The sequence below is a fragment of the Myxococcus sp. AS-1-15 genome (assembly GCF_020037055.1).
Taxonomy (GTDB): Bacteria; Myxococcota; Myxococcia; order Myxococcales; family Myxococcaceae; genus Myxococcus; species Myxococcus fulvus.
Genome location: NZ_JAIQDF010000002.1, coordinates 888,540 through 913,686, shown reverse-complemented (window position 1 = coordinate 913,686; position 25,147 = coordinate 888,540). Strand labels below are relative to the sequence as shown.

At 66.6% G+C, this 25,147-nt stretch carries 15 protein-coding genes and 1 pseudogene; 4 read left to right on the top strand and 12 right to left on the bottom strand.

Annotated elements, in window-relative coordinates; all coding sequences use genetic code 11:
- Positions 1-159: 159 nt before the first annotated feature.
- From K8625_RS09495 to K8625_RS09485, 3 genes and pseudogenes are all read right to left on the bottom strand, one after another.
- Positions 160-621 (bottom strand): helix-turn-helix domain-containing protein, encoded by a 462-nt coding sequence (locus K8625_RS09495; protein ID WP_223782502.1) that lies wholly within the window; start codon positions 619-621, stop codon positions 160-162.
- Positions 622-831: 210 nt separating this feature from the next.
- Positions 832-1,089 (bottom strand): annotated as a pseudogene (locus K8625_RS09490) (IS3 family transposase); the annotation flags it as partial.
- 689 nt (positions 1,090-1,778) lie between these two features.
- The gene (locus K8625_RS09485) at positions 1,779-8,195 is read right to left on the bottom strand and encodes an RHS repeat-associated core domain-containing protein (protein ID WP_223782489.1); all 6,417 of its coding nucleotides are present in this window, start codon (positions 8,193-8,195) and stop codon (positions 1,779-1,781) included.
- Positions 8,196-10,171: 1,976 nt separating this feature from the next.
- On the opposite strand from K8625_RS09485, the gene K8625_RS09480 reads away from it, so the two are divergent.
- From K8625_RS09480 to K8625_RS09470, 3 genes are all read left to right on the top strand, one after another.
- On the top strand, positions 10,172-10,861 hold the full coding sequence (locus tag K8625_RS09480; RefSeq protein WP_223782488.1) for a hypothetical protein: 690 nt from the start codon (positions 10,172-10,174) through the stop codon (positions 10,859-10,861).
- An 89-nt stretch (positions 10,862-10,950) separates the two neighbouring features.
- A complete protein-coding gene (locus K8625_RS09475) occupies positions 10,951-11,490 on the top strand; it encodes an inorganic diphosphatase (RefSeq protein ID WP_223782487.1) in 540 nt (179 codons plus the stop codon).
- Positions 11,491-11,494: 4 nt separating this feature from the next.
- Entirely contained in the window at positions 11,495-12,394 is a 900-nt protein-coding gene (locus K8625_RS09470; RefSeq protein ID WP_223782486.1) for a CHAD domain-containing protein, read from the top strand.
- 12 nt (positions 12,395-12,406) lie between these two features.
- Here the strand turns inward: K8625_RS09470 and K8625_RS09465 are convergent, their stop codons facing one another.
- From K8625_RS09465 to K8625_RS09455, 3 genes are all read right to left on the bottom strand, one after another.
- A complete protein-coding gene (locus tag K8625_RS09465; protein WP_223782485.1) occupies positions 12,407-12,988 on the bottom strand; it encodes a DUF4142 domain-containing protein in 582 nt (193 codons plus the stop codon).
- Between the two features lie 118 nt (positions 12,989-13,106).
- On the bottom strand, positions 13,107-13,466 hold the full coding sequence (locus K8625_RS09460) for a tenascin-X (RefSeq protein ID WP_223782484.1): 360 nt from the start codon (positions 13,464-13,466) through the stop codon (positions 13,107-13,109).
- 78 nt (positions 13,467-13,544) lie between these two features.
- Positions 13,545-15,128, bottom strand: coding sequence for a hypothetical protein (locus tag K8625_RS09455; RefSeq protein ID WP_223782483.1), 1,584 nt, complete (start codon positions 15,126-15,128; stop codon positions 13,545-13,547).
- A 165-nt stretch (positions 15,129-15,293) separates the two neighbouring features.
- Between K8625_RS09455 and K8625_RS09450 the strand changes: the two genes are divergently transcribed.
- Positions 15,294-16,547, top strand: coding sequence for an Hsp70 family protein (locus K8625_RS09450; protein WP_223782482.1), 1,254 nt, complete (start codon positions 15,294-15,296; stop codon positions 16,545-16,547).
- Positions 16,548-16,553: 6 nt separating this feature from the next.
- Here the strand turns inward: K8625_RS09450 and K8625_RS09445 are convergent, their stop codons facing one another.
- From K8625_RS09445 to K8625_RS09420, 6 genes are all read right to left on the bottom strand, one after another.
- Positions 16,554-17,510, bottom strand: a complete 957-nt coding sequence (locus K8625_RS09445) for a hypothetical protein (protein WP_223782481.1) — start codon at positions 17,508-17,510, stop codon at positions 16,554-16,556.
- A gap of 113 nt (positions 17,511-17,623) precedes the next feature.
- Entirely contained in the window at positions 17,624-18,052 is a 429-nt protein-coding gene (locus K8625_RS09440) for a hypothetical protein (protein WP_223782480.1), read from the bottom strand.
- Between the two features lie 168 nt (positions 18,053-18,220).
- A complete protein-coding gene (locus K8625_RS09435) occupies positions 18,221-20,488 on the bottom strand; it encodes a pyridoxal-dependent decarboxylase (protein ID WP_223782479.1) in 2,268 nt (755 codons plus the stop codon).
- Between the two features lie 236 nt (positions 20,489-20,724).
- Complete coding sequence (locus tag K8625_RS09430) at positions 20,725-21,594, bottom strand: hypothetical protein (RefSeq protein WP_223782478.1); 870 nt, start codon at positions 21,592-21,594, stop codon at positions 20,725-20,727.
- A 2-nt stretch (positions 21,595-21,596) separates the two neighbouring features.
- Positions 21,597-24,218, bottom strand: a complete 2,622-nt coding sequence (locus tag K8625_RS09425; RefSeq protein WP_223782477.1) for a TonB-dependent receptor domain-containing protein — start codon at positions 24,216-24,218, stop codon at positions 21,597-21,599.
- 40 nt (positions 24,219-24,258) lie between these two features.
- On the bottom strand, positions 24,259-25,065 hold the full coding sequence (locus K8625_RS09420) for an OmpA family protein (protein ID WP_141327593.1): 807 nt from the start codon (positions 25,063-25,065) through the stop codon (positions 24,259-24,261).
- Between the last annotated feature and the right edge of the window lie 82 nt (positions 25,066-25,147).

Below are 25,147 nucleotides of genomic sequence, written 5' to 3'. Positions count from 1 at the left end.
CCAGCGCGCTGCGTCTCATCACCGCCGTCGCCCTCGAAGTGACTGGTATCTGGGACGACCGCCGCTACCTCGACATGGCCCTGCTCAACTCAACCCCAGACACTGCCGCTGCTTGACCCCGCCAAGGAGCATTCCTCCCCCGAACCCCCCTCCGAACAACTACACACGATTCGGGACTTGACCCTCTTCGGGGGGCGTGTGTGCATGCAGGCACTTCAACTCGTAGAGCCGGCGCCGACGCTTCCACGCGAGCCAGGGACACTTGACGATGGGCCTGGCGGCCTTGCGCCGCGCGCCGAGCCAGGTGAGCGCGCGGCCCATGGTCGCCACGGAGACCTGGGGCATCCCGCGGCGCTCAAGCTCCAGGCACAGCAACTCCCGTGTCCAGGTGGGCCGGCACCAGCCCCAGTCCTCGGGCGTTCCCACCAGCACCCGCGCCAGCCTCTCTCGGAATCGCTCGTCTACCTTGCGCTGGCCGTTGCCCTCCCTCCTGTCTCGTAACGCTCCGCGTCCGTCCTCCCGGTAGCGGCGCACTGCGCTGACAACGGTGGAGGTTGCACAGCCCAACTCCCGGGCTGCCGCGTTGCATGAGGCTCCCCGCCCCACAGCCGCCACGGCCATGCACCGCCGCATGGTGAGCGGGCAGCCGCTCCTCTCACCCCACCTCAGCAGCGCCTGCCGCTGCTTCCTCTTCAGCCACTGCCTACCTTTGCCCTCGGGCAGGGCCTTCTCGCTCTCAGGTCTTCTGCGCACACAGAGCCGAACGAGAAGTGCCCCTGCTCCCTCTTCCCGCTCACTTCCCGCCTGCCCGCCCTTCAGCCTGATCGAGAATCACGAACTTCGGTTTAGCAGCCGGGCCTTCTCGGCCAGCAAATCGTTCTTCACCATCAGCTCGCCCACCATGGCCTTGAGTCGCAGCACCTCGTCGTCCGCAGGCTCGGGCTCCCGGCTCTTGAGGTTGGCTTCCGCTCCAACCAGGAACTTCTCCTGCCACTCGCTCAGCACTGTCGCCGTGGCGCCTAGTTCCCGCGAGAGTGCGTCGAGTTCCTCGCCCTTGAGCAGCCGGAGCACGGCCTCCATTTTCCGCTTCGCCGAGAACCGACCGAGATATGCCGTCCTGTCCTGTCCTGTCCTGCTTTTGCTGCTTCTTCACATCGACCTCACGAGGGGAAGCTATCCCCAGAGAGGTGTCGCAAGAAATCCTGGGGCGGAGAATGACGCAGACCTCACCAAGCGATGCACCCTGGATATCATTGGGCTCCACAGAGTCTTCTCACAAGAACTCTAGCGTCAATTGCGATGCATCGCGCAAGCTAGCTGCGTCCCTACCCCAGTAGGTACGCGTCGCACTATCAGCCATCAGTTCTTTCCTACAACGAGCCATCAACCATGCAGACCACGTCAAGAAACCTGGAGACTTGTCCACCCCCCTCTCTCCCTCATAGTACCGGGTCTTGAAGAACAGACGCCCTGGACGTATCACGGAGTTACTCACCCTACAGGGGCTGAACTCAACGACTGGCGAATCAATCGAGTCTACTCTGTAGAGACTCTTGCCAGGCACTGGTTGAAATCGAACTTCACGCAAGTCCACAGCCCTGGCCAGGAAAACCATGCGTTCCTGATCCGCAAGCGCACCTTCAGCCTCGATGATTTCAGGTTTCTCTGCCAGTCCATTGATAACTCGAAAATCCTCTCCCGTACGAAGAACACTCTCCAATGCCTTCACGTCCACATTCGTCAGACACACCGATATTTGTCGTCCCACAAAGGCCTCGTCAGTTGTAGGGGTGAAACTGCGGGCGGACTCCAGTCGCTCGCTCGATATCATCAAGAGCCTTCACTTCGCGCGACACTGGATTTCCACCTACGGTCTGTCGTCCGATTTGATGCATTTCCATTACCTGTCCAGTAGCGGGGTCTCGGCCCGAAACATCAACAAAGCGATTCTGCTTATACCCGCCCGGGGTCCGCACATGAAGCTCAGTCTGCGGCTCAAGGCCTCTAGCCGCAACCTCATTCTCCACCTCCTTGACCTTGGCTTGGTGCGCTGGCCCGCCCTTCTTTCCGTATGGATTCGGTGGCGCTTTTACGTCACTCCCTCCACCTCCATCGCTCCCGCCCCCTCCTCCACTCCCGGCCTGATTCGCCATCTGCACGGCTTGGACAGCGCCCGCCACGTTCGCCCCGGCCAAGCTCACAGCAACCACGCTTGTCCCTATCGCAACACCGCCCAGGGCCACGACAGGAACTCCCACACCTGCCCCGACCCCCGTAGCAGATGCCGCACCTCCCACTCCTACAGCGGCAGTACCGCCAGAGGCCGCAGCCGCAGCGCCATACAACCGGACACCAGCCCACGCAAACTGCGCCCCCGCGTAGCCCGTATAGAACTCCCGGGTTTGACCCTCGGGAGGTGCCACCATACTTAGGAAAGGAACCGCTCCATTAATCCCACCCAGGAACGCGCCTTTCAGATACTCGACAGATGTTTCGGAGATACCATGCTGCGAGAGCAGGGTCCGCAGGACAAAGTAGGCAAACTCCAGAGACATTCTGTGCGACTGCGGAAGCGTGCCCACGTACTGCTCATTGCACTTGCCATCATTTGATGTTCGACTTGTCGGAGCCGAACACGAACTCCAAGGAGACCCAGGGTCGACGCGGGGCCCTCCCGCAATCGCCGAGCCCCCGTACCAGCTGTCATAGATAATGACCGGCAGCTCGCTGGGAACAAATCCCGAAGGATCCGTGTAGCGCAGCGGGTTGTTCAGCACATAGCTGTAGCGATTGAGTGTCTGGCTCATTCGCGGTCCCGCGTACAAAGGGTCCGCGCTGAGGAAGCGACCCAGCCTCGGATCATACATGCGGCCCCTCATATTGATGAGCCCCACCTCCTCGTCGTGCTCATGTCCCGTGAAGCCCTGACGCACCTTCGGGTTTCCACGCACCTGCGGGCTCCCCACCGCATGCGAATACCGCCTGCCACCGAAAGGCTCGTACGCCAGCACCTCGAAGGCTACGCCCCCTTCGTCCGTCAGCGTATCGACCGAGCCCAGATGGTCCTTGTGGATATAGAGCGTCTTCTGCGCCCCCTGTTGTCCCTGGGCATCGGTCGTCCACGACACCTGCGCCACGGCGCCACTCCCGCCCATCACATTGAAAGCATGGAGCGCGGCCCCCGCCGCCGAGCGACGCATCTCGTAGAGCCCGCCCACGTAGAACGTCACATCTCCTGACGAGGAGCGCTTCACCGTGCGCTGGTCGAGTGCGTTGTAGCGGAAGGTCAGGTCATGAGAACCGCTGGTGATGCGCGAAGGCAGGTTGAAGGGCGTGTACTCCACCGTTCTTCCAGGGGCTGTAAGTTGGTTGCCATTCGCGTCGTAGGTGTATGCCCCCAACGAGGAACGAGACACCGCATGAGGGCCCGCTCCTCCCGTGCCCTCGTAAAAGTACGAGAGACTCTCCCCTGGTCCCTGGCGAACCGTCCGCCCCAACAAGTTTCCCAGGTCGTCGTAACTGAAATCCACTGCGGTCGAGCCGCAGTTCTGGAACGCCGTCCAGTTCTTGAGTCGGTCCAGCGCGTCGTAGGTGAAATCTTCTGTTGTCCGCGCCACCCGGTCATGCCTGCTGCGCGGGTTACCGTTCGCCTCGTACTCGTAGGCCAGGATCTGGCGTGCCTGCGTCCCTGACTTCGTTTCAATGAACAGCGGACGCCCTCGGGTGTCGTACCGGCGCTGGCTCACCACGCCATTGCCGAACACCTCGGACGTCATCTGACCCAAGCCATTCTGTGACTGCGCCTGCCAGTAGCTCTGGCCAGTGGCGGCACTCTTCACCCTCTCCAGAGCCCCCCACGGCTTGTACTGGTGGTCCACCGCGAAGCGCTGTCCTCCGGCCGAGGGATAGGACAACCGCTGCAACTGGTTGTAGTCATCGAACGTGCGGGAGAAAGCGAAGACGTTGCCTTCAACGCTCCACGTCTCGTCAACGGGACGCAGAAGCGCATCGTAGGTGTAGACGACACTGATGTCGTCCAGACTGGTTCCTGGATCCCCTTCCTGCGAGCTGCTCAGCAGCGCCCCCACCTTGCCCAGTGCCCCAGAGACGTCCCATGTAAAGCGCGACACCCCTGTCCGATCCAACCTCGTGACGACGCGGCCCAACACGTCCCGGTCATAGGTCGTCGTATCTCCATTCGCACGGGTCTCCTGCGTCACTTCGCCCCAAGCGTTGTATTGCGTCGCCAGCGAGCCGGAGTTCGGCTCTTGGACCTGGATGACACGTCCCAAGGTGTCGTAAGTGTACCGAGGCCCTTGCCCGTACCCGTTCGTCACCGACTCCAAGAGCCCGAAGGGCGCGTAGGTGTAGCTCGACGCCAGACGCCGAGTGGCCAGGACATCCTCGGTGCGCAGCAATTGCCCCTGTGCATCGAACCAGCTCTCCACCAGATTGCCCTTCTCGTCCCACCAGGACTGCTTCGAGCCCTCGTACTTCCAGGCCTGATGCGTCCCATCCGGTGCGTCCACGCGGAGGCGGCGGCCCAGATTGTCGTAAGTGAAGGTGGTGGCAACCCGCTCGAAGCCGGTCGGGGACGGTATCCATTCCTTCCGCAGCCGGCCCAGGCTGTCATACTCGAGAGTCGTAGTCGCAAGCCCTCCATCGAAGGCCCTCCGGCTGAAGCTCTTGCGGCGCCCAAGCCGATCCACCGTCGCAACTTCTTCCTGATAACCGTCGGTCGCCGCGGAGGTGCGAATCCTCGTCGTGCTCGTCAGCGCACAGTAAGAACTGTCGGCGCAAGCCGCGTAGCTGAAGGTCGTGTCAGCCAGTCCAGGAGCATCAATGCGTCGGAGCCGACCGAAGCCATCATACTGGTTGCGCGTGGTGAGACCGTTCTCGTCCACCTTCACCGCGAGCAACCCCAAGCCTCCGTGATAGGCGAGACTCACCGAGTGCCCCAAGGCGTTGCTCATCACTGCCGGCCAGGTGCGGTCCAGCGTGTCGTAGGTGATGGACATGCTCCGTGCCGGCAATCCCCCCGCCGTACGGACGATCTGCCTTGCCAGCCCATCCGAATCCCGGACGTACGTCGTCGTCATCGCCAGGCTCGGATTTCCAGGCTCCGCCGTCTCACTGGCCAGCAACGCCGTCCCTGGCTGGTAGGTGAACGACTGGGTCCGCGTCACGGACCGCCCGCCGATGGTACTCGTCACGGTCCGGTTCAGCGTCAAGCCAATGAGCCATGCCGTCGAGTCGTTGTGGAAGGACTCCGTCCCCGTCTTCACCTCTGAACCGACAACCTCGCGCCAGTTCGTCACATTGCCGTAGGACCAGTCGTACTCCCTGGTGCTCTCCAAGCGCCGCAGAAGTCCCGAGGTCTCTGATTCCGAGACCAACCGGTCATGGACCTCTTCCGTCAATCCCACGGGCAGCAGCGTGCCGACCGTACCCGAACTGACACCGCTCCAAGTGCGGTACTCGTAGGACATCAGCCGGGTCTGAACCAGGAGTCGGTCTCCCAAGGCGACACGGGCCACTTCCTTCCGTGGCTCCTTCGCATAGGGGTATCCCGTCCCCACGCGCGTCTGGTTGTCGAACTCGGCCCGCATCTGCGTGCCCGCCGCAACCTCTCGAACCGTCACTGCACCAAAGCCAATCCAGCCATGCCCTAGGAGATCCGCGCGCCCGTCCTCATAGCTATACTGTCTCACCCGCATCGGATGCTCTCCAGCATCGGAGAGGTGCTCCGACACCAGCCACATGCCCTTCCGAAGGCAGTGCTGTGGCCACGCGCAGGTGGTCCCTGGCGTGTATACGGAGGAATCAATCATCGGTTTGTAGGTGAAGCGCACCTGCCCACCCAGAGAGTCGCTGACGTTGGCCAGCAATCCCCCCTGGACTCCCTTGCGTTTGTAGAGGCGCAACGAGCCATCGACGACCTGGGCCATGTCCATCAGGCCATCACCGTCGTAATCCAAAAGCTGGGAGAGCTTGTAGCCTCGCGTCGAAGCAACCTGCCCCACCGGGATCGACAGTGGACGCACGGTGAAGCTCGTCCCCTGGGACTCGAGCACCGCCAACTCGGTGCGCACATTCCCGACGCGGTCCATCAACAACAGGTCCTGGCGCCCGTCACCGTTGTAGTCGAATACGCGGATGCCATTGTCACGGGTGAAACTCCCGAGGCCACCTCCTGGCGGCAGCACAACAGCCACAGGCTCGGCGAAGCCGTTGCCCGTATTCATCAGAACCTCGAGTTCCGTCCCATCAGGCTTCGCACGCAATGCATCCGGCAGGAAGTCCCCATTCAAGTCCGCGAAGAAATACTGCTTCTCCGACACATCCGTTCGCACGAGGGTCGTCTCCTCTTTCGTGAAGACCCCTTGACGCATCGTCACCGCCCAGTAGTTCGGCCCCACCACGTCATAGGCGCCAGGAACACCGGGCCTGTCCCTCATCTCGAGGATGAGCAGGCTGGACTTCCCGGTTCCCTCAAGGTCGACCACCATCTGCGCGTTGTCATTGCGGACTGAGGTCACGATGGGCTGGAACGACTGGAGCGTTCCTCCTACGTTGAGTCGGTAGCCCAGTTGCATGGAGCCATTCACCTGTCCCTCGCGGACCAGGTCCGGGTAGCCGTCACCATTGAGCTCGGCGTACCAGAAGTTCCCACCCCGGCCATCGTCGCCCGTCTCCGAGTACCAGTTGTAGGACGGGGGAGGCTGATTGGTTTTCTGGAAGTGCTTCAAGCGGCGCGGCGGGCTCAAGAGACAGCCCTCGTACTCCTCAAGGCTGACATCGATGAAGCCATCCAGATTGGTGTCAACCCAGCGCCCATCCAGCCCCGATGAAGCCTCCCAGCACGCGAGGGGGAGATTGCCCACCTCACCTGTCGTGAACTGCCCCGTCCCGGCTGAAAGGCGGAGGTTCCACCTGTAGCGCCCCGACGAGTCATAGGGAGTGCGATAGAGAAGGTCGTCGCGACCATCTCCGTTCGCGTCCACGGGGTTGAGCACCCAGAAGCGATTGTAGGTGACTCCCTGGGTCAGGTCCGTGAACCCCGTGTCCACTTCGTCGAAGCCAGGGTCATTCTGGGTGTAGTTGAACGTGATGGGGCGCAGACAGACCCCAGCACCATCACAATCCTGGAAGCTCTGCAGCAGGCTGAGGTTGCTCAGGGCGTCCTGTGTATAGGTGAAACGGTAGATGCGAACGAGCCCCACAGCGGCGGGGTTCGGCGCACTCACATGAATCTCGCGCAGCCTCCGCGACATTTTCAGCGAAAGGCCCGAAACATAGATGACCGCAGTATCGGGCCGAGGCTCATAGTCCAGTTCGACAAAGCGCGTAGCAGCCACCCCCGCCCCAATGGAGGAAGCAGTATAGGCGATGCGATCCAGTGTCTGTTCATAGCCTGCCCCCGCGGCGTCCTGATGGACGGTGTAGTGGTAGGTGATGGCGTTACCGCTGCGGTCCTCGACCTTCGCCAGCGCCCAGGCAAAGCGACTGTCGTGTGCCTCCACAGTGGTGGAGACGCCCTCCAACCCGGCAGGCCGAACACTGACGCGCCGACCTGCGAACGTCGAACCATGGAGCAGGCCGTAGGTCAGGATGCGACCGCTCTTCTCATAGACCCTGAACTGGAGTGGCCCCCCTGCGTCGGAGGAGAGCGACACCACCTTCGCGAAGCTCTCCTCTTCTGTACGGTACTCCGTGTTGGAGGCACCATAAGCCCCCTGGACGGCAACGAGTCTCTGGCCATCCAGACAGAAGACATCTGAGTTTGTGAAGGTAATTGCCGCGGCGTCCCCATCCTGGGCCACGGTCTTGGAACATCGGGTGATTCTAGACTTCACCGACAGGCTCCACCCTCGCCCGAGCGAGCCATTGGAGCCATTGCTACTGTAACGCAGCGCGAGGTCAGGTTGGATGCCCGCCCGCCCCGTCGGCAGCCACAAGGGCAGCGCATAGGTGGCGGAGCCATCCGGCCCCACCCCGGACATCCCCGTCACACGCTCCGCAGCGTAGCCATCCGCACCGACCTCGGTCGGAAGGAGGGTATCACTCGGGGCCTCCACCATCCGTCCGTTGTTGCGCCCCAGGGCGTCCTGGCGCTCCCACGTCGACATATCAGCGGGCCCACAGGACCCCGTGGCCATGGCCACGCACCATGCGGAGAGAATCAATCGTTTCATCGGGCAGCCTCGACCATCACCACGAGTCTTCATCCAGAAACAGAATCAAACACCTAGTCTTGACTCTGCCGAGTCTCCACGTTGCCTTCACACACGCCCGCCTTGCAGAAGGTGCCAGTCGGGCACGGGCCGCAGGTCACAGTGCCTCCGCAGCCGTTCGTCGCCGAGCCACACTGGCGTCCCGCAGCGGCGCAAGCTTCGGCCTTGGGCATTGGCGTGCATCCACAGACATTCGGGGTTCCCCCACCTCCGCACGAGTTCGTACCAGAGCAAGCACCACAGTCATGCGTCCCGCCACAGCCGTTGGGCACCAGGCCACAGTTCTTCCCTGTGCAAGCCAGTGCCTTGGGGATGGCGGTGCACCCGCAGATGTTGGGCGTGCCGCCTCCTCCACACGATTGAGGACTGACGCAGGAACCGCAGTCGTGGAAGCCTCCGCACCCATTGGAGACCTGCCCACAGTTCCTTCCCGCGCAGGCTGACGCCTTGGACACGGCGGTGCATCCACAAACGTTCGGCGTACCTCCACCGCCACACGTCTGGGGACTGCCACAAGAGCCACACGGAACCGCGCCGCCACAACCATCGGAGACCCAGCCACAGTTCTTGCCAACGCAAGCTGTTGGCGCGGACAACGGGGTGCACCCACACACCCCTGGAGTCCCACCGCCCCCGCACGAGTCATGACCGGTGCAAACTCCGCAAGGGTACTCACCACCACAGCCATCCGCGGCGGAGCCACAGTCCCGACCGGCACACGCAGTAGACTGCGGCACGCGGGCACACCCGTTGGCAGCGCCACACACATTGGCGAGGCCCTCGGCACCGCAGATCTGTCCCTGAGGACAGGCGCCACATTCGAGCGTCCCACCACAACCATCTGGCGTAGAGCCACAGTTGGCCCCCAGACGCGCACAGGTCCAGGGCTCACACTGACACACGAGCGTGTCCGAACGACAAACGCCGCCTTCGTCGAACTCTCCGTCACAGTCGTCGTCCACCCCGTTGCACTGTTCAGGAGGCGCTTCACATTGGGTGGACCACGCTCCCCCCGTGCAGTGAGTCGTCGATCCGGGACAGGCGCCGTTGGGGCCCACGCAAACGGTGGTCAACGTATCCGGTCCTTGACCGGGCGCGTTGTCGACGATTCCATCACGGTCGTCGTCGCACCCGTTGCACACCTCACTCGAGGGAATCAGTCGCGTACACGCCCCCAGCGAGCCGTCCTGGCCACACTGTCGATAAGCCTCGGCGCCACATTGACCGCTGCACGGCACCTGCTTGTCAGCGGGAATGATACAGGCCCACCCCCCAGCTACGCAGGTCATCGTTCCTGTGCAACCATTACCTTGAGGGTCACACGCCCCCGCCGTGAGCCCCTCGTCCACAAGACCGTCCCCGTCATCATCGCAGTTGTTGCAGACCTCCGCCCCCAAGGCCGTACATGAACCCGCGAGCACGTCGCCATCCGAGTCACACTGGAGAAAGCCGGAGCGACCACAGACAGAGCAAGACTGGGTCGAATTTGCCACGTACGAGCATTCACTCCATTGCTCGTTGCACGTCTGCGTACCCACGCATGCGCCCTTGCTGCAAGCCTGGATGGATCCCTCTGGGAAACATGTAGCCCAGCCCTCTCGTCCCCCAAGCACCATCACCAGGAGAATGATTCCTGCCAGCCGCGAACAGTGGAAACGCACAGACACGCACCTCATGAGTTCGTCCCTTACCAATTCAAACCAACAGCAATGCGCATGCCCAGCGCAGACACTTCAACCACACAGGTCTGACAAGGAATCGCGTGGACTGCCAAGACGAGCTCGGCGAGGCGCCGACCCATCGAAATGAGAATTCATTGAAATCCATGCACTGACACGCCCCAAAAGGTGCGCGAGGAAGAGCGAGCGTCAGGAGAACAGGGTCCGAACCTCGGACAGGCAGTCCAGCCACCTGGACTGCCTTGCATGATGGGGCACTTGAGTTCCCGCCCCGCGCTCGCCCAGGATGTCCGCATGCGCGCCCTGCTGCTCCTCGCCGTGCTCCTGGCCTCCTTCGCCCAGGCCCAGACGGCCCGTCCCTCGTCCCTGATTCCGAACTTCGACGACGCCCGCGACAAGGCCCCCGAACGCTCGTGCGACAAGGACTGGAGCGGCCGCGTCACCTGGGGACTCTGCACCCTCTCCCGGCAACCCGACGCGCTCTGGTTCCTCGAGAAGAACGACGCCCTCATCCGCGGCAGCTCCAAGGCGTGCGGCCAGAACCAGGCCATCAAGAGCCTCACCCTGTCGAGCTGCGGCAAGCCCGACGCCACCATCGTCGACGCCACGCCCTGCGCCGCGCGGATCACCACCTGCCTGCATGAGCTCGGCACGGGCCTCATCGCCGTGGAGCACTACGACGTCGGCAACTCCACCACCTACGTGCGCGTCTACGACGTCCCCAACCGCAAGCGCCTCACCTCCGAGCAATGGACCAACGGCTGCACCTCCAGCGCCTGCTCCGTGGGCTCCCTCCAGGATGTCGATGGCGATGGCCTCCCGGAAATCGTCTTCCGCCAGTCCCGCGAACCCACCGCCCGCCCCGAGCGCATCCTCAAGTGGAGGGGCGCCTCCTTCCAGGACGTCGGCCGCTTCCTCTGGAAGGGCCAGCCCACCCAGGCCCGGTAGACTTCCCGACACTCGGAAGGTTGGCGACCCGTAACGTCGCCCACAGGGCTCTTGCCGGGCCGCACCTCCGGCATGACCTTTCACCTTCCATGACGACGGACCTCTCCCGCCTGCCCACACGCGGGCCCCAGGGCGCCTTCCACGTCGTCGTCGAGTCGCCTCGCGGCTCGACGGTGAAGCTCAAGTACGACACCGCGCTCTCGGCCTTCTCACTCTCGCGCCCCCTCACCCGGGGACTGCGCTATCCCTTCGACTGGGGCTTCATCCCCTCCACCCTCGGCCCGGACGGCGACCCGCTCGATGCCATGGTCCTGTGGGACGACTCCACCTGGCCCGGCGTCGTGCTGCCCTGCCGCGCCCTCGGCGTCCTCCAGGTCGACCAGAAGAAGAAGGACGGCCAGCCCGGTGAGCGCGAGCGCAATGACCGCATCCTCGCCATCCCCACCCAGGCGCCCCGCGCCGAACAGCTGCGCACCTACCAGGACATCTCCAATCGCGAGCGCGACGAGCTCGCGCACTTCTTCCTCACCGTCGTGCACTTCGCCGACAAGGACGCCCGCGTCCTCGGCTGGGAAGGCCCCGAGGCCGCCGAGCAGATGATTCGCACCTACGCCGCGAAGGGAGGCTGACCCCATGGCTCAACCCACGCCCATCCGAGGCCTCGGCCCCGACAGCGAGCTGGGACAGGCCGCGCGCCGCATCCTCGCCGGACGACTCGCCGATGTCCGCAAGCCGGAGTCCAAGCTCAACGGCACCATCGACGACGACGCCGTCCACGACATGCGCGTCGCCACCCGCAGGCTCCGCGCCGCCCTCCAGGTGTTCCGCCCGCTCGGAGGCCTGACGAAGCTGGAGCACGAGGTGAAGCGCCTCCAGGACGCGCTGGGCGATGTGAGGGACCTGCACGTCCAGGCCTCCTGGCTGGAGGACGTCGCGAAGAAGGCGCGCCGGGAGAAGCCCGAGACGCGCAAGGGCATCGCCGCGCTGGGCAAGGCCCGGCTGTCCGGCCTGGAGTCGCGGGAGAAGCGACTGCGCTCGGAGCTCAAGCGCTGGTCGTCCCGCACCCTGCCTCGCATGCTGCGCAAGGTGGATGGACTGGAGGATGACCACCGCTTCGGCGGGCGCCGCGTGAAGGAGCCCTTGCACTGGCGCGTGCGCCGCGTGCACAAGCGGATGAAGGTCTACATGGACGCGCCCGACGCGACTTCCGCCCATGTGCTGCGCAAGGAATTGAAGAAGCTGCGCTACGAGCTCGAAATCTTCCAGCCCGCCTTCCGACGCACGCTCGGCGCGCTGACCGAGATGCTCGTCCCGCTCCAGGAAGGACTCGGCGAGCTGCACGACGCGGATGTCCGCCTGGAGGTCTTCGAGCGACTCGCCGCGGGCGGCAAGCCCCAGGAGCGCAAGGCGGCGCGCGCCCTGCTCCCCCTCATCCGCGAGGGCCGCGCCAAGCGCTCCGCCGAGATTGCTCGCGAGCTCCAGCGCTGGCACGCCGAGGACATCCCCCGGCGGCTGCTCCAGGTCCTCTCGTAACGCGGGGCGGGCTCAGGGGGCCGGGGCGTCGAAGAGGGCCTTCTGGATGGGCAGGGCCTCCTCCAGGTGTGCCTGCACCGCCTTGCGCTGCGCCGTCAGCGTCTGCCGCAGCGCCTCGTTGCCCGACTGGGACAGCAGCAGTGAGTCCAGCAGCATGGCCGTGCGCGCATGGAGCGCGAGCTGCACGTCCATCAGCGCCAGGTCGAAGCGCGTTCCCTCCAGCGAGTCCATCTCCGCCATCATGTGCTGGGCATCCGCCATCAGCATCGAGGACAGCTCACTGTCCGCGGGCCGCAGCTCCTGGTCCACGGCCAACAGGCCCAGTTCCTCGCGCGCCACGGTGTGCTCGCTGACCATCTTCACGCTGAAGTCCCGCACCGACGCGGTGCTCGCTCGCGACTGCCCGAGCGCCCCGAAGGCAATCTCGCTCTCGTTCGCGACCTGCATCACCCGGAGGATCTGCGCGTCCGTGAGCTCCACCGTCCGCGTGCTGAGCCCCGGCACCGGGCTCTGGCTCGACTCGTTCATGCAGCCCATCGCCAACACCACCATGCCCGCCAGCAGCGCGCCCATCCACCCTCTCACCCCGTGCATGTCCCCTCCCCGTCTCCCACCCAGGCTGGCGGAGGTTGGGGAGGGGCAGGTGCGAGCGGTATGGGCGCGGGAACCGTTGCCACTGTCCGGCGGACGATAGGTACCCGCGGCCCGACGCTCAGCCGTCGCAGTCCAAGGGACAGCTCTGGTGCGTCTCCGCACCGGTGCAATAGCCGTCACCGCACCCGTCAACCGGAGCGTCGCAGTCCAAAGGGCAGCTCTGGTGCGTCTCCGCACCGAGGCAGGCGCCGTCCCCGCACGTGTCCGTTGGAGGCTCGCAGTCCGCCGGACACGTCACCCAGTCCTCGCCGGAGCCACACTCCCCATCCTTCTTGCAGAGCGCGGGCTCCTGGGGTTCGTCCCACAGGGACGCGGACGCGCTGGCGGTCGGCTCGGGGGCTTGCTCGACGGCTCCACCACAGCCCATCACCACGCCCAACCCCAGTGCTCCCAGGATGACGACGAGACACTGCTTCATGATGAGACCTCCTCGGATGTGAGGAGGCCTTTCGTATCACGAGGCGCCTTCCGACACTCCGTCACCGGAGCGATGGGGTTACTGCTGTGGTGTGGGTTGCGACTCCTGGAGTGGGGCGCTGGAGCCGGTGGGCCCACCTGGAGAGGTGGCCTCGATGCGCGTGGCCGTCGCCTCGCCTGACTCATCCATGGTGTACGCGGCGCGAACCTGGGCGCCCTCCGGGACGTCCTCGGCGACCGACTGCATGCCGTTCACCATGACCAGCGTCGAGGGGCTCACCGTCAAGCGCAGCTGGGGCTCGCCGTTCTCGCTGAGCAGCACCTCCGTGTCGGAGGCGCGCACCACCTCGCCGATGAACTGTTGCTCGGCGCCGAGCTGGGCCCCGGAGGAGGCCGTGCTGCCCTGCCACGTCCCCGTGGACGGGACGGGGAGCATGACCATGGGTTGCTGGGTGGCGGTCCCACTCTGAGACTGGGTGCCAGTGGTTCCGGTGGAGGTTCCGGGCTGCGACTGTGTCTGGAGGTCGGTGGAGGGCGCGGTGGCCATGGGCTGCTGCTGCTGGGTGTCCGCGGTGGGCTGCTGAGGCTCCGCCGTTCCGAGAATCTGCTCCTGCTGCTGCCGTGCATCGAGTTGCTCGAGGGGAGAGAGCGGCTGGGGCGGCTCCTCGACCGGCTGCGAGGTTTGCGCCGAGCTGCTCGAATCGGTCGAGGGTGACGTCTGCGATTCACCCGCCGCGGAGGAACCTCCGATTCCGGGCTCCGTGGTGGACTGGGACTGGGACGAGACCGAAGGGCTCGATGATGAGGTCTCCGAGCCCGAGCCACCAACCGCCGCCGCGCTGGACTGTCGCGCCTGTTGCTCCGCGCGCAGTTCGGCCTGCCGCTCCGCCGCGCGTTCCGCCTGCCTTTCCGACTCGATGTCGCTGGCGTCGTCCGTCAGCGTCCCCGTGGCGCCCGCGCCTTGCTGAGCCTGTGCCTGCTGCTGCGCCTCACTGGCCTGCTGTGCATCCGCGCCTGGCTGTCCCGCCTGTGCTTGCTGCTGAGCGTCCGCGCCTTGCGGTGCCGTCTGTGCTGTCTGTTGCGGTGTCTGGCCCGATTGAGCCGCCTGTGCGGACTGCTGTTGCGCAACGGCGCCTTGCTGTCCCGCCTGCGCCTGTTGCCGTGTCGGGTCCACCTGACCCGCCTGCGAAGCCTGCGGCTGTGTCTGTCCCGCCTGTGCGGCTTGTTGCTGAGCTGCGGTGGCCTGCTGTCCCGCCTGCGTGGCCTGCTGTTGAGCCTCGGTGGCCTGTTGAGCCGCGATGGCTTGCTGTCCCGCCTGTGTGGCCTTCCGCTGCGCCTCGGTCGCCTGCTGTCCCGCCTGCGCGGCCTGCTGCCGTGCATCCGCCCCCGCCTGAACGCCCTGCTGCGGCCCCGCCTGTCCCTGGCCCGGCTGCTGACCAGCCTCGGCCGACTCCTGCCCGGACGCGCCGGCCTGCTGGGCCTCCGCCGACTCCCGCTCGGCCCGACCCTTCGCTTCGTCCAGCTCGCGCTGCTCTCGCTGGACGTCCTCGCGAGCCTGGGCGGCCTGCTGTTGCTGCGCGTCCTCCTGCGACGACTTCGACCGACATCCCGTGACGAGCAACGCGGCGCCCGCGGCCACCGCCCACTTCGCGCGGAGCTTCATGAGTCCTCCTGTCGTGACTGCCCGAACAAGAAACATGGGAAGTCATCGAACTCCGCCAACCCACGCCCTCTCCGGGCGGCCGTCCACTCGGCCGTCCTGCATCGGGCAGCCCACCTCACGACGCCCTACCCTTTCCGGGACTTTGGGGATAAGGGGCGCACCCCCATGCACGCCTGCGGACTCGACTTCGGAACCAGCAACACCGCGGCGGCCCTGCCCGACGGCACGGTGCTGTCCCTGCAACCCCACACCTCGGAGCCCCGCCTCTATCGCTCGGTCATGTTCTTCCCGGACGACGAGCGCGAAATCTACACGGGCGCCGACGCCATCAACCGCTACCTCGAGGACAACACCGGACGCTTCATCCAGTCCGTGAAGTCCTTCCTCCACTCCAGCTCCTTCCGCGCCACCCAGGTCAAGGGCCGCACTTTCACCATCGAGGACCTGGTCGCCATCCTCCTGCGCCGCGTGCGCGACGCCGCCGGCGCCCACATGGGCACGCCCCCGGAGGCCGTCATCCTCGGCCGCCCCGCCGTCTTCACGCCGGCCCCGGACGCGGACGCGCTCGCCCAGAAGCGCCTGCACCGCGCCGCCGAGCTCGCCGGCTTCCAGCACATCGAGTTCCTCATCGAGCCCATCGCCGCCGCGCTCGCCTACGAGGCCCAGCTCACCCGCGACGAGCTGGTCCTCGTGGCCGACTTCGGCGCCGGCACCACCGACCTCACCCTGATGCGCCTGGGCCCCTCGCGCCGGGGCGCCAAGGACCGCCGCCCGGACGTCGTCGGCTCCACTGGCGTGCGCATCGGCGGAGACCGCTTCGACGCGGAAATCATGCGCCACAAGCTCTTGCCCCGCTTCGGCGCCGGCTCCACGTACCGGGTGCGCGGCCTGAGCGACAAGCGCCTGCCCATTCCACAGCACATCATGGCCAAGCTGCTGTCCTGGCACGAGATGTCCTTCATCCGTGAGAAGTCCACCCAGGAGCTGCTCAATACGATGATGGAGACCAGCGACAAGCCGGCCGAAATCGAGGCCCTCCACGACCTGGTCGTGGACAACCTGGGCTACCGCCTCTTCCGCGCCATCGAGGCCGCCAAGGTGCGCCTGTCCCGCGACGACGTCGCCACCATCGACTTCGAGGAGGCCCGCATCAACCTCCACGAGCCCATCACCCGCGCCGAGTTCGACGCCTTCAGCCAGCCGCTGCTCGACGAGCTGGAGCAGTGCACCCAGGGTCTGCTCGCGCGCCACCCGGAGGCCGAGCACATCGACGCGGTGTTCCTCACCGGTGGCTCGTCGCAGATTCCCGCCGTGCGCCAGCTCTACGTGCGCCGCTTCGGCGAGGAGCGCGTGCGCACCGCGGACGCCTTCACCTCCGTCGCCGAGGGCCTCGGCCGAGCCTCCGCCACCCTGGGCTGAGCCCGCTCACTCGAGGTAGAGGATTTCGGGCCCCGACACCCGGAGCAAGACCTCTCCCGCGTGGTCGCCCTCCTTCAGGCGGCGGCCCCACCACGCGATGGCCGCGTCGACCTGTCCATAACCGACGACGTCGACCCAGGCCGCATGGGGCGCATGGCAGCCGGGCCGGGACACCGTGGTGACCCCACGCTCCGTCCCGGGCGCGCCAATCAACACGCCGGTGTTGCCGCGCTGCTCGATGGCCTCGGGCTGACCGTCGACCAGCGGCGCGAAGACCCGCGTCCCCTGCCCCGTGAGCACGAGGAGACGGTGGTCCGCGGACTCCTCCAGCTTGCACCACGCGACGGTGTAGCCATCCTGCGCGCCCATGCGCGTCTTCACCTGGTCGACCGTGCCCAGGTGCGCCCACACCTCGATGAGGATGGAGCCCCGGCGATGGCCCTCCGTCATCCAGTGCCCCAGATATGCGACGAGCGCATCCACCGCCTGGAAGCTGGAGGTCACCAGCGCCGTGCCGCCGAGCTCGCAGAGCGGCTGGAAGTCGGGCTGGCAGCCCTCGAACAGCCACCCCTGCTTGCGCAGGTACTCGTAGTCGAGCCCCTCGACGCGCCACCGCACGCGCTCGTCCCGCGCCGCGGAGGGCTCCTGGGGCGCCATCATCACGGGGTGCTCGATGCGCAGGCCGGGTGCGAGCCGCCGCTCCAGCGCGTCATCGCCCTGCCGCCGTAACGTCATCACCAGGGGCACATCCCCCAGGCCCGTCACCACGACCTCCCCCACGTGTCCCTGATGGCGGGCCACCTGCTTGAAGGCCACCTTCACGGAGTAGCCGTCGTACGTCCCCGGCCGCGTCCGCACGTCGGACTCGCTCCCCAGGGGAGGCACCGGACGCACCCCGCGCGGGGCACACGCGCCCAGCACGAGCCCTGCAATCACACCCACGACCAGGAGCCTGCGTTCCATGGGCTCGGAGCATTCCGCGCGGAAGGCCCCTCACGCCAATCATGGAATCGGCATGGATTTCCCGACAGCACCGCGCCGCCCGGAGACACCCGCTCCGGACGGCGCGAGGGACATCACTCCACCCAGGCGACGTGGCCCAGGCCCGCGGCGACCATGTCGCACACGTAGAAGATGTCGTCGTAGGGGTAGTCGTCGTAGACGCCGCGCGCGGGGATGCAGCGCGCCGTGTTGGGCGACGGGGCGTTCAGGGACGCGGCCAGGTCACGGCAGCTCTGGTGGTCGCCCTCGCCACACTCCTCCGTGCAGGAGCTCGCGCGAATCCAGTACGGGTTGTAGAGCGGGTAGGAGTCCGCCTCCTGCCAGCACAGGCCCGAACCACACTCGGAGTCATACTGACAGCCGCTGCCCGTGGGATAGAGGCTCTGGGTCTGCTCGGTGGTCTCCGGCGTCGGCTCGGCCGGGGTCTGCTCCGCCGGCGCGTTGCTGCAGCCGAACAGCGAGAGCGAGAGGATGGAAGCCGTCACTGCGAGGAAGTTCCGCATTCGATGCGCACCTTTCCAGGTGAGGGGGAGCGCGCAAACAAGCATTCCCCGCGAAGGGAGCCAAGAGGCCTTCTCGCAAATTCTTATTTACAGTGACAAAACAAGGTTTCCGTTGACTCGGGTTACATCGGCCACCTCGGAGCCCTCCGAGGTGGCCGGAGCCCCGGGCTAGCGGGTGCGGCGGGTGGCGGTGCCCTTGAGCTCGTGGAGGGTGTCCTCCACCGCGGCGCGCAGCTCCTGGATGATGGTGTCGAGGAAGGGGCGGCCCTCCAGGTCCTCGGTAATCCAGGGGTCCATGATGACGGAGCGCAGCACGGTGATGCGCCCCTCCTCGGCATCCTCGGGCGTGGCGGTGCCGAGCAGCCGCTCCTCGTAGTCGGCGAAGAACTTCTTGCCGTAGTCCGCCTCGATGAAGTCCGTGGTGCTCACGAGCAGCCGGTAGCCGTAGATGTCGCGGCCATCCGCCTTCACGCCGAGCCTGTCATAGATGCCCCGGTTGAAGTCATTGGCCTTGGCGAGGCTGGGATTGAGCCCGTCCGCCGTCTGGAAGTTGAAGGCATACGTGAGGATGTTGAGGTCCGCGCCCATCTCGCGCAGCAGCTCCAGCTCCTCGGGCTGGGCGCTGGCGAGCAGTTCCTCGTGGCGCCTGTTGGAGAGCTGGTGTCGCAGCGTCTCCAGCGCCTTCTGCGTGCCGCCGTACTTCTTGCGCAGGTTCTCCGGCAGCTCGAAGCGCGGGCCGGGCACCACCCGGTAGTCGTCCGCCACCGCGTTCATCATCAGGAGGCGCGCGTGGAACAGCTTGCAGTTGTAGAGCGCCCTGCCGAGGATTTTCCCGTAGCCGCGCTGGTCCGGCGGCACGACGGCGTGGCTCAGGTACACGCCCGCCGCGGCGGCACCGGGCTTGGAGCCCTCGATGCCGTACTTGCCCACCGTGAGGTCCTCCTGGCTGCCCGCGGTGTTGATGTACGGCGCCTCGAAGGCGACGAGGCTGCGCATGGCCTGGTTGCGATAGCACAGCGCGCCGGCGGGGTACGGCAGGTAGCCCGTCTTGTGCGGGTCCACGGTGATGGTGTCCGCCTCCGGCAGCGCCTCGAACTGCTTCATCGCGTAGGTGCTCAATTGCAGCACCGGCGCCGGCGGGCCCGAGCGCGCGCCCTTGGGCCCGGGCGCCGGGCGCAAGAGCGACGCGAAGTAGCCGCCCCACGCCGCGTCCGCGTGCACGCAGAAGGACATGTCCAGCGGGTGGTACTTCTGCTTGCGCAAGGCCACCACCGACGCGAGCGGGTCCACCAGCCCCTCCTCCGTGGTGCCCATCACCGCCGTCACCGCGATGACCGGCCGCTTGTCCGCGCGGCACTGGTCCAGCCGCGACTCCAGGCTCTCCAGGTCCATGCGCCCGGCTTCATCCAGCGGGACGCTGTACATGTGGTCCGCGCCCAGGCCGAGAATCGCGGCGGCCTTGGGCAGCGAGTAGTGCTTGGAGCCCGGCACCAGGAACACCGGCGCCTTCACGTCCCCCAGGTGGCGCCGGGTGAACTCCACCAGGCCCAGGTCCTGGAGCGTGTAGTCGGACAGCCGCGCCGTCAGCGTCTCCACCGGGATGCCGAACTGCTCCTGGATGCGCGTGGGCAGCCCCAGCACCTCGTCCACCCCCAGGTTGAGCGCCTGCCACGGGCTCAGGTCCAACAGGCGCGCCTTCGTGTCGGACGGCAGGGTGACCTCCAGCCCCTTCGCGGCGGCGAGCGCGGGCTCCTTGCCCAGGGCCTCGCGCAGGGACAGCGGGTAGAACTTGAGGTTCCGCGCGGCCCACATCGCCTCGATGTTGGCGGTGGTGCCGCCACACGTCAGGTGGCTCCACGGCCGCACCTGGCCCTGCTCGGCGTAGCCCACCATGCGACACAGGTCCTCGCCGACGCGGACCTCCAGCACCGTCGTCTGCGGCGAGGCCTCCAGCGCGACGTTGTTCTGGTTGTAGAGCATGGCCGCGAAGTAGCCCGCCATGCCCGGCAAGGTCTGATCCCACGTCATGTGGCCCTGGTAGCGCATGCTGAAGAACGGGGCGGACTTCTTCAGCTCGGCCAGCAGCGTGTCGAACTCCGTGTGCAGCGTGTCCAGCGCGCGCAGGTAGCCCGGGTCTCTCTTGATGCTCTGCGTGATTGCAGGCGGGTCCGTGGGGTGGAAGTTGCGGCGCCAGAAGGAGTGGTCTCTCAGGGCCTCCAGCACCAGCTGCTCGAACAGCTCCGCGTTCTCCGCGCGCGGGCCCAGGAACCACGCCTCCACGTCGCGTCCGCCCGCGAGCGGCGACACCTCCGTGCGCGCCGAATCCCAGGGGACCTCTCGGTGCACGAGCTGATTGCGGTCCAATCGCTCGCGCAACGCCTGCTTCAAGCTGTCGAGGGCACGACCGGCGTAGTCCGGTTGGGACTTGTTAGCCATGAGGGACGCTCCTTGCCGACGGGGAAGGACCGTGGCGCGACGTGGGGCGCGCGCTGGGGGAGGGCCACGGTCCGCGCCAGACATACAGGACCCGTGTCCCGGGCCCATCACGCTCGCGACGTGGCGACAATTCCAGACAGTCCCACCGCCCTCCGGGGCCGGGAGCCGTTGACCCCTCCCTCAAAGGCAGACGGCCCGCTCGAAGGCGGGCCGCTTCCCCATCGACAGGTGCTCGACTACGGCCCCGCGTCCACCTCGCGGCTGAGCCAGCCCACGCCGCCACGACCGTCGCGCGCCACCACGTACACGGTGAGGCGCTGGGGCGTCTTGGGCGTCTCGTACTTCGACGTGGGGTCGCCCGGCTTGCCGTCCACCGGCTCCAGCGAGCGGAACTCCTTCACCTCGCCGTCACCCGTGACGAACCAGCTGTAGAAGACCTGCTCCGTCTCCGCGCCTTCCTCGCCGGTGAACACCTCCAGGCTGCCCTCGGTGAGCGTGGGGCGGAACACCACCTCCTGGTCCAAGGGCAGCGGCCCCACCAGCGGCGCGTCGTTCCACAGGATGTCCGCCACGCCCGGGTTGTGGTTCGGCTCGCGCGTCATGCGCACCAGCACCTGGCGCACGCCGCGCTCGGTGCCCTCGGGCGTGCCGGAGCCGTCCGTCGCCTCGTAGCCCACGAACAGGGGGATGCCCTTCTCCAGCGCCGCGCGCGTGCGCGGGTCGTCCGGGTCGGGCGTGGCGCCGCCGTTGGGGTTCGCGGCCTGGATGGCCTGCAGCAGCACCGCCTGCACGTCGGGGTTCTGCAAGGACAGGGTGCCATCCGCCAGCGGCACGCCGTTCTCACCGGGGCAGCGGCCGTCGTACGGGTTGCCGTTGAGCCGGCACAGCGCGTAGGTGACGGTGACGGGCCGCGCGTCCGGCGCCACCGCCAGCGCGGTGAAGGACGTGGGCCCAGGCAAGGCGCCCGTGTCCGGGTCCAGCACCAGCTCCGGCGGCTCCGCGCGGATGCCGAGCACCCGCACCCGCCGGATTTCACTCTGCAGCTCGAAGTCGGGGCCACACGCCAGCAGCGCCGCGGCCAGGGAGAGGAAGACGCACGCGCGCATGGTCAGAAGCTCCCCTTGGCGCCGATGACGGGGAGGATGGGCAGTCCCTCGAAGTAGGCGCTCTGGGTGTAGTTGTAGTTGTAGGCGATGCCCTCCACCGCCGCGTTGTTGTAGACGTTCGTCAAGTCCAGGTAGAGGTCCAGCGTCCACTTGTCGAAGACGAAGATCTTGTCGACGCGGACATCCAGCTGGTTGAAGGACGGCAGCCGCCGCGAGTTCACCGCCGCGAACAGCGGCAGGAACACGTCGGTGCCGTCGTCACGCACCGAGCCCACCACCGGCGTCGTCGGGTTACCGGACGCGAAGCGGAACCTGGCGCCCACCTCCCAGCCCCTCGGCAGCTTGTAGGACGCAATCGCCGTCAGCACGTGCGTCTGGTCGTTGTCGAACAGGCGCCAGTTCGCCCCGGGCGCGTCCCGGCGCTCGCTCTTGCTGAGCGTGTATGCAATCCAGCCGAACAGGCGCTCCGTCAGCGCGCGGCGCACGAGCAGCTCGAAGCCGTAGACCCGGCCGATGCCGCCGTTCTTCAGCCGCTCCGGCACCAGCTCCCCGTCGCGCTCCACCAGCGCGTCCGAGCGGCTGATGAGGTTGTCCAAATCGTTGTAGAAGACCTCGCCGCTGACGAACCACTCCTGCACCGGCTGCCACTCCGCGCCCACGCCGTACTGGAGCGAGCGCTTCGCGGAGAGGTCCGGGTTGCCGAACGCGAGGCTGGGCTCATCCTGCACCGGAGGCCCGTGGTACACGCCCGCGCCGCCCTTCAGGGTCAGCGTGTCCGTCAGCGCGTAGCGCACCGCCAGACGCGGGTTCAGCGTGCGCTTGGCCTTCTTCTGGTCCGTGAAGACATACCCCTCGTACCGCACGCCCGGCACCACCAAGAGCCCCTTGAACGGACGCCAGCGCCCCTCGAGCCACAGCGAGGGGAAGTACTGGAGGAAGTCGCCATCGGTGTCGAGCAGGTCCTCGGTGACGAGCGGGCTGGGCGGCTCACCCTCGCGAGGCGGCCGCTGGATGCGCGCCTTGACGTTCGCGAAGCTGCTCGTCACGTCCACGCCACCCGCCAGGGTGAAGGGCTCCACCAGCGCGTACTCCGCCGTGGCGCGCAGGTTCAGGTCCGTGGAGGCGATGCGCAGGTTGCGCTCGCCAATCTCGAACTCCACCAGCGTGTTGCCCACCAGCGCGTGCGTGTCCAGCGTGAGCCGCTCCCCGCGGTACTGGTGACGCAGGCGCAGCTGGTTGAAGCCCGTCGTCACGTCCAGGTTGCCGTTGACGGACGGGTCGTCGTCCGACGGTCGGTCGAACACCAGCCCCAGCCGGTCCCGAGAGGTGATGCCCTGCAGTGTGAAGGTGTGGCGTGAAATCGGCTTCCACACCAGCTTGAGCTGCGCGTCGTAGTAGCGCGGCGCCACCTGGAGGCTCGGGCCGTCGTCGCCCTCCGGAATCACGCCCAGCACCAGGTCGATGTACGAGCGCCGGCCGCCGATGGCGAAGCCCAGCGTGTCGGTGATGGGCCCCTCGATGACCGCGTTGGACTCGATGAGGCTCACGCCCACGGTGCCATGGATGCGGTCCATCTTCGGCTCGCGGCTGTTCACGTTGATGACGCCGCCGGTGATGTCGCCGTAGTACGAGGAGAAGTTGCCGGGCAGGTAGTCCAGCGACTCCAGGAGCTCGGAGTTGTAGACGCTGGTCAGGCCGCCGAAGTGGAACAGCAGGGGGATGCGCTGGCCGTCCAGGAAGACGCCGGACTCCTGGGGGCTGGTGCCGCGGATGACCAGGGCGCCGCCGTTGAAGGCCGGGCGCGCCACGCCGGGCAGGTTCTGCACCACCTTGAGCGTGTCGCCCTGGGTGCCGGGCACACGCTGCACCTCGGCCACCTGGAGCGTGGTGCTCGTCACCTCCTTGCGCTCACGGTCGCTGCGCACCACCGTCTCGAAGGGGCTGAAGATGCGCTTCTGCACGTAGTACGTGGCGCGCGTCTCGCGGCCCTCGGACACCGTCTCCCGGGTCTTGAAGCGGTCATAGCCGCCCTGCACCACCAGCACCTCGTGGGTGCCCAGCGGCACGCCCCGGAAGGAGAAGCGCCCCTCCGAGTCCGCCACGGTGGAGCGGTCCAGCTCCGGGAGCACCACCTCCGCGCCGTTGAGCGGCTTGCGCGTGCCGCGCTCCAGCGCCTGGCCGCTGAAGTTCACCGGGGCCTCGGGCTCCACGGTGCCGCCGTCCGCGTCGGTGGGCGGGGCCACCGGCCGGAAGACGAACTGGTAGGCGTACTGGATGCGCACCGGGGCGGGGACGTTGTCGACCTCCGCGGGGGAGAACTCGAACTGCTTCACGGCCTCCACGGCGGCTTCGTCGAAGCCGTGGCCGGCGGGCTGGGTGATTTCGACATTCGTGACGGCGCCCGTCTCCGAGATGTCGATGAACATCACCACCGTGCCCTCGAGCTGCTGGGCGGCGGCTTCGGGTGGATAGGGCGCCTCGACCTGACGCAAGAGCTCGGGCGGTTTCGTCAACACGCCCGTGGGGACGCCCGCGTCGGGGTCGGCGACACCGCCGTCCGGAGCCTGTTGTGCCCAGGCTCCGGCGGCGAGGCAGAAACACAAAACGGCCAGGAACGTTCTCATGGGGGGAAGGGCGCGAAGGCGCCCGACCTCCCTAACGCTTTCACAACTTGGGTGCGAGAACGATTTCGATACGACGATTCAGACTGCGATTCTCGGGCGAGTCATTGACCGCGATGGGCTGGTATTGCCCGTAGCCCGCCGCTGACAGCGTCGTCGGGTCCACGCCCGCGTCCTGCAGCGCCCGCACCACCGCCATGGCGCGCGCCAGGCTCAGCTCCCAGTTGGTGGGGAACTGGCCGCCGCCCGTCGGAACGTCATCCGTGTGTCCTTCGACGCGGATGATCTTCCCCTGCACGCTCTTGAGCGCGTCGGCGATCTTCTTCAGCGCCTCGCCGCCCTCCTTGCCCACGCGCGCGGAGCCGGACGCGAAGAGGATCTTGTCCTTGAGCTGCACCGTCATGCGGCCCTTCAGCTCGGACAACTCAATCTTGCCCTCGGAGATCTCCGACTTGAGGCTCTGCGCCAGGCTCTCGTACTCGGAGCTCTTCTTCTCCAGCTCCTCCTTGGCCTGGGCCAGCTTCTTGGAGTTGCGCGCCAGCTCCTCGTTGAGCGCGGCGAGCTGCGCGTTCTGGTCCTGCAACGCGCGGCGCTCGGCGGCGCCCGCCGTGAGGCGCGACTCGGAGGTGGTCAGCCGGGTCTCCAGCGCCTTCTTCTCCTCCTCCAGCGCGGCGATCTTCTCCGTCAGCTCCTTGACCTTGGCCTCGGCGGCCTCACGCGCGCCCTTCTCGTCGTTGAGGCCCTTGGTGAGGTTCTCCGCCTCCAGGGCCTTCGCGTCGAACTTGCCCTGCGAGACGCATCCCGTGGTGGAGAGCGCGACGAGCGCAGCCAGAATCAGCCGTGTCCGCATGTGTATGTATTCTCCTGACAGCGATGGTTGGAGCTCCAGCCTACTGCCTGGAAGTTCCAAGGTCAGGAAGAACCCACACGGG

Excerpts from the sequence above, each read along its gene's own strand:
- K8625_RS09495 (WP_223782502.1), bottom strand. The coding sequence starts at position 621 with ATGGCCGTGGCGGCTGTGGGGCGGGGAGCCTCATGCAACGCGGCAGCC.
- K8625_RS09485 (WP_223782489.1), bottom strand. The coding sequence starts at position 8,195 with ATGAAACGATTGATTCTCTCCGCATGGTGCGTGGCCATGGCCACGGGG.
- K8625_RS09475 (WP_223782487.1), top strand. The coding sequence starts at position 10,951 with ATGACGACGGACCTCTCCCGCCTGCCCACACGCGGGCCCCAGGGCGCC.
- K8625_RS09470 (WP_223782486.1), top strand. The coding sequence starts at position 11,495 with ATGGCTCAACCCACGCCCATCCGAGGCCTCGGCCCCGACAGCGAGCTG.
- K8625_RS09465 (WP_223782485.1), bottom strand. The coding sequence starts at position 12,988 with ATGCACGGGGTGAGAGGGTGGATGGGCGCGCTGCTGGCGGGCATGGTG.
- K8625_RS09460 (WP_223782484.1), bottom strand. The coding sequence starts at position 13,466 with ATGAAGCAGTGTCTCGTCGTCATCCTGGGAGCACTGGGGTTGGGCGTG.
- K8625_RS09455 (WP_223782483.1), bottom strand. The coding sequence starts at position 15,128 with ATGAAGCTCCGCGCGAAGTGGGCGGTGGCCGCGGGCGCCGCGTTGCTC.
- K8625_RS09450 (WP_223782482.1), top strand. The coding sequence starts at position 15,294 with ATGCACGCCTGCGGACTCGACTTCGGAACCAGCAACACCGCGGCGGCC.
- K8625_RS09445 (WP_223782481.1), bottom strand. The coding sequence starts at position 17,510 with ATGGAACGCAGGCTCCTGGTCGTGGGTGTGATTGCAGGGCTCGTGCTG.
- K8625_RS09440 (WP_223782480.1), bottom strand. The coding sequence starts at position 18,052 with ATGCGGAACTTCCTCGCAGTGACGGCTTCCATCCTCTCGCTCTCGCTG.
- K8625_RS09435 (WP_223782479.1), bottom strand. The coding sequence starts at position 20,488 with ATGGCTAACAAGTCCCAACCGGACTACGCCGGTCGTGCCCTCGACAGC.
- K8625_RS09430 (WP_223782478.1), bottom strand. The coding sequence starts at position 21,594 with ATGCGCGCGTGCGTCTTCCTCTCCCTGGCCGCGGCGCTGCTGGCGTGT.
- K8625_RS09425 (WP_223782477.1), bottom strand. The coding sequence starts at position 24,218 with ATGAGAACGTTCCTGGCCGTTTTGTGTTTCTGCCTCGCCGCCGGAGCC.
- K8625_RS09420 (WP_141327593.1), bottom strand. The coding sequence starts at position 25,065 with ATGCGGACACGGCTGATTCTGGCTGCGCTCGTCGCGCTCTCCACCACG.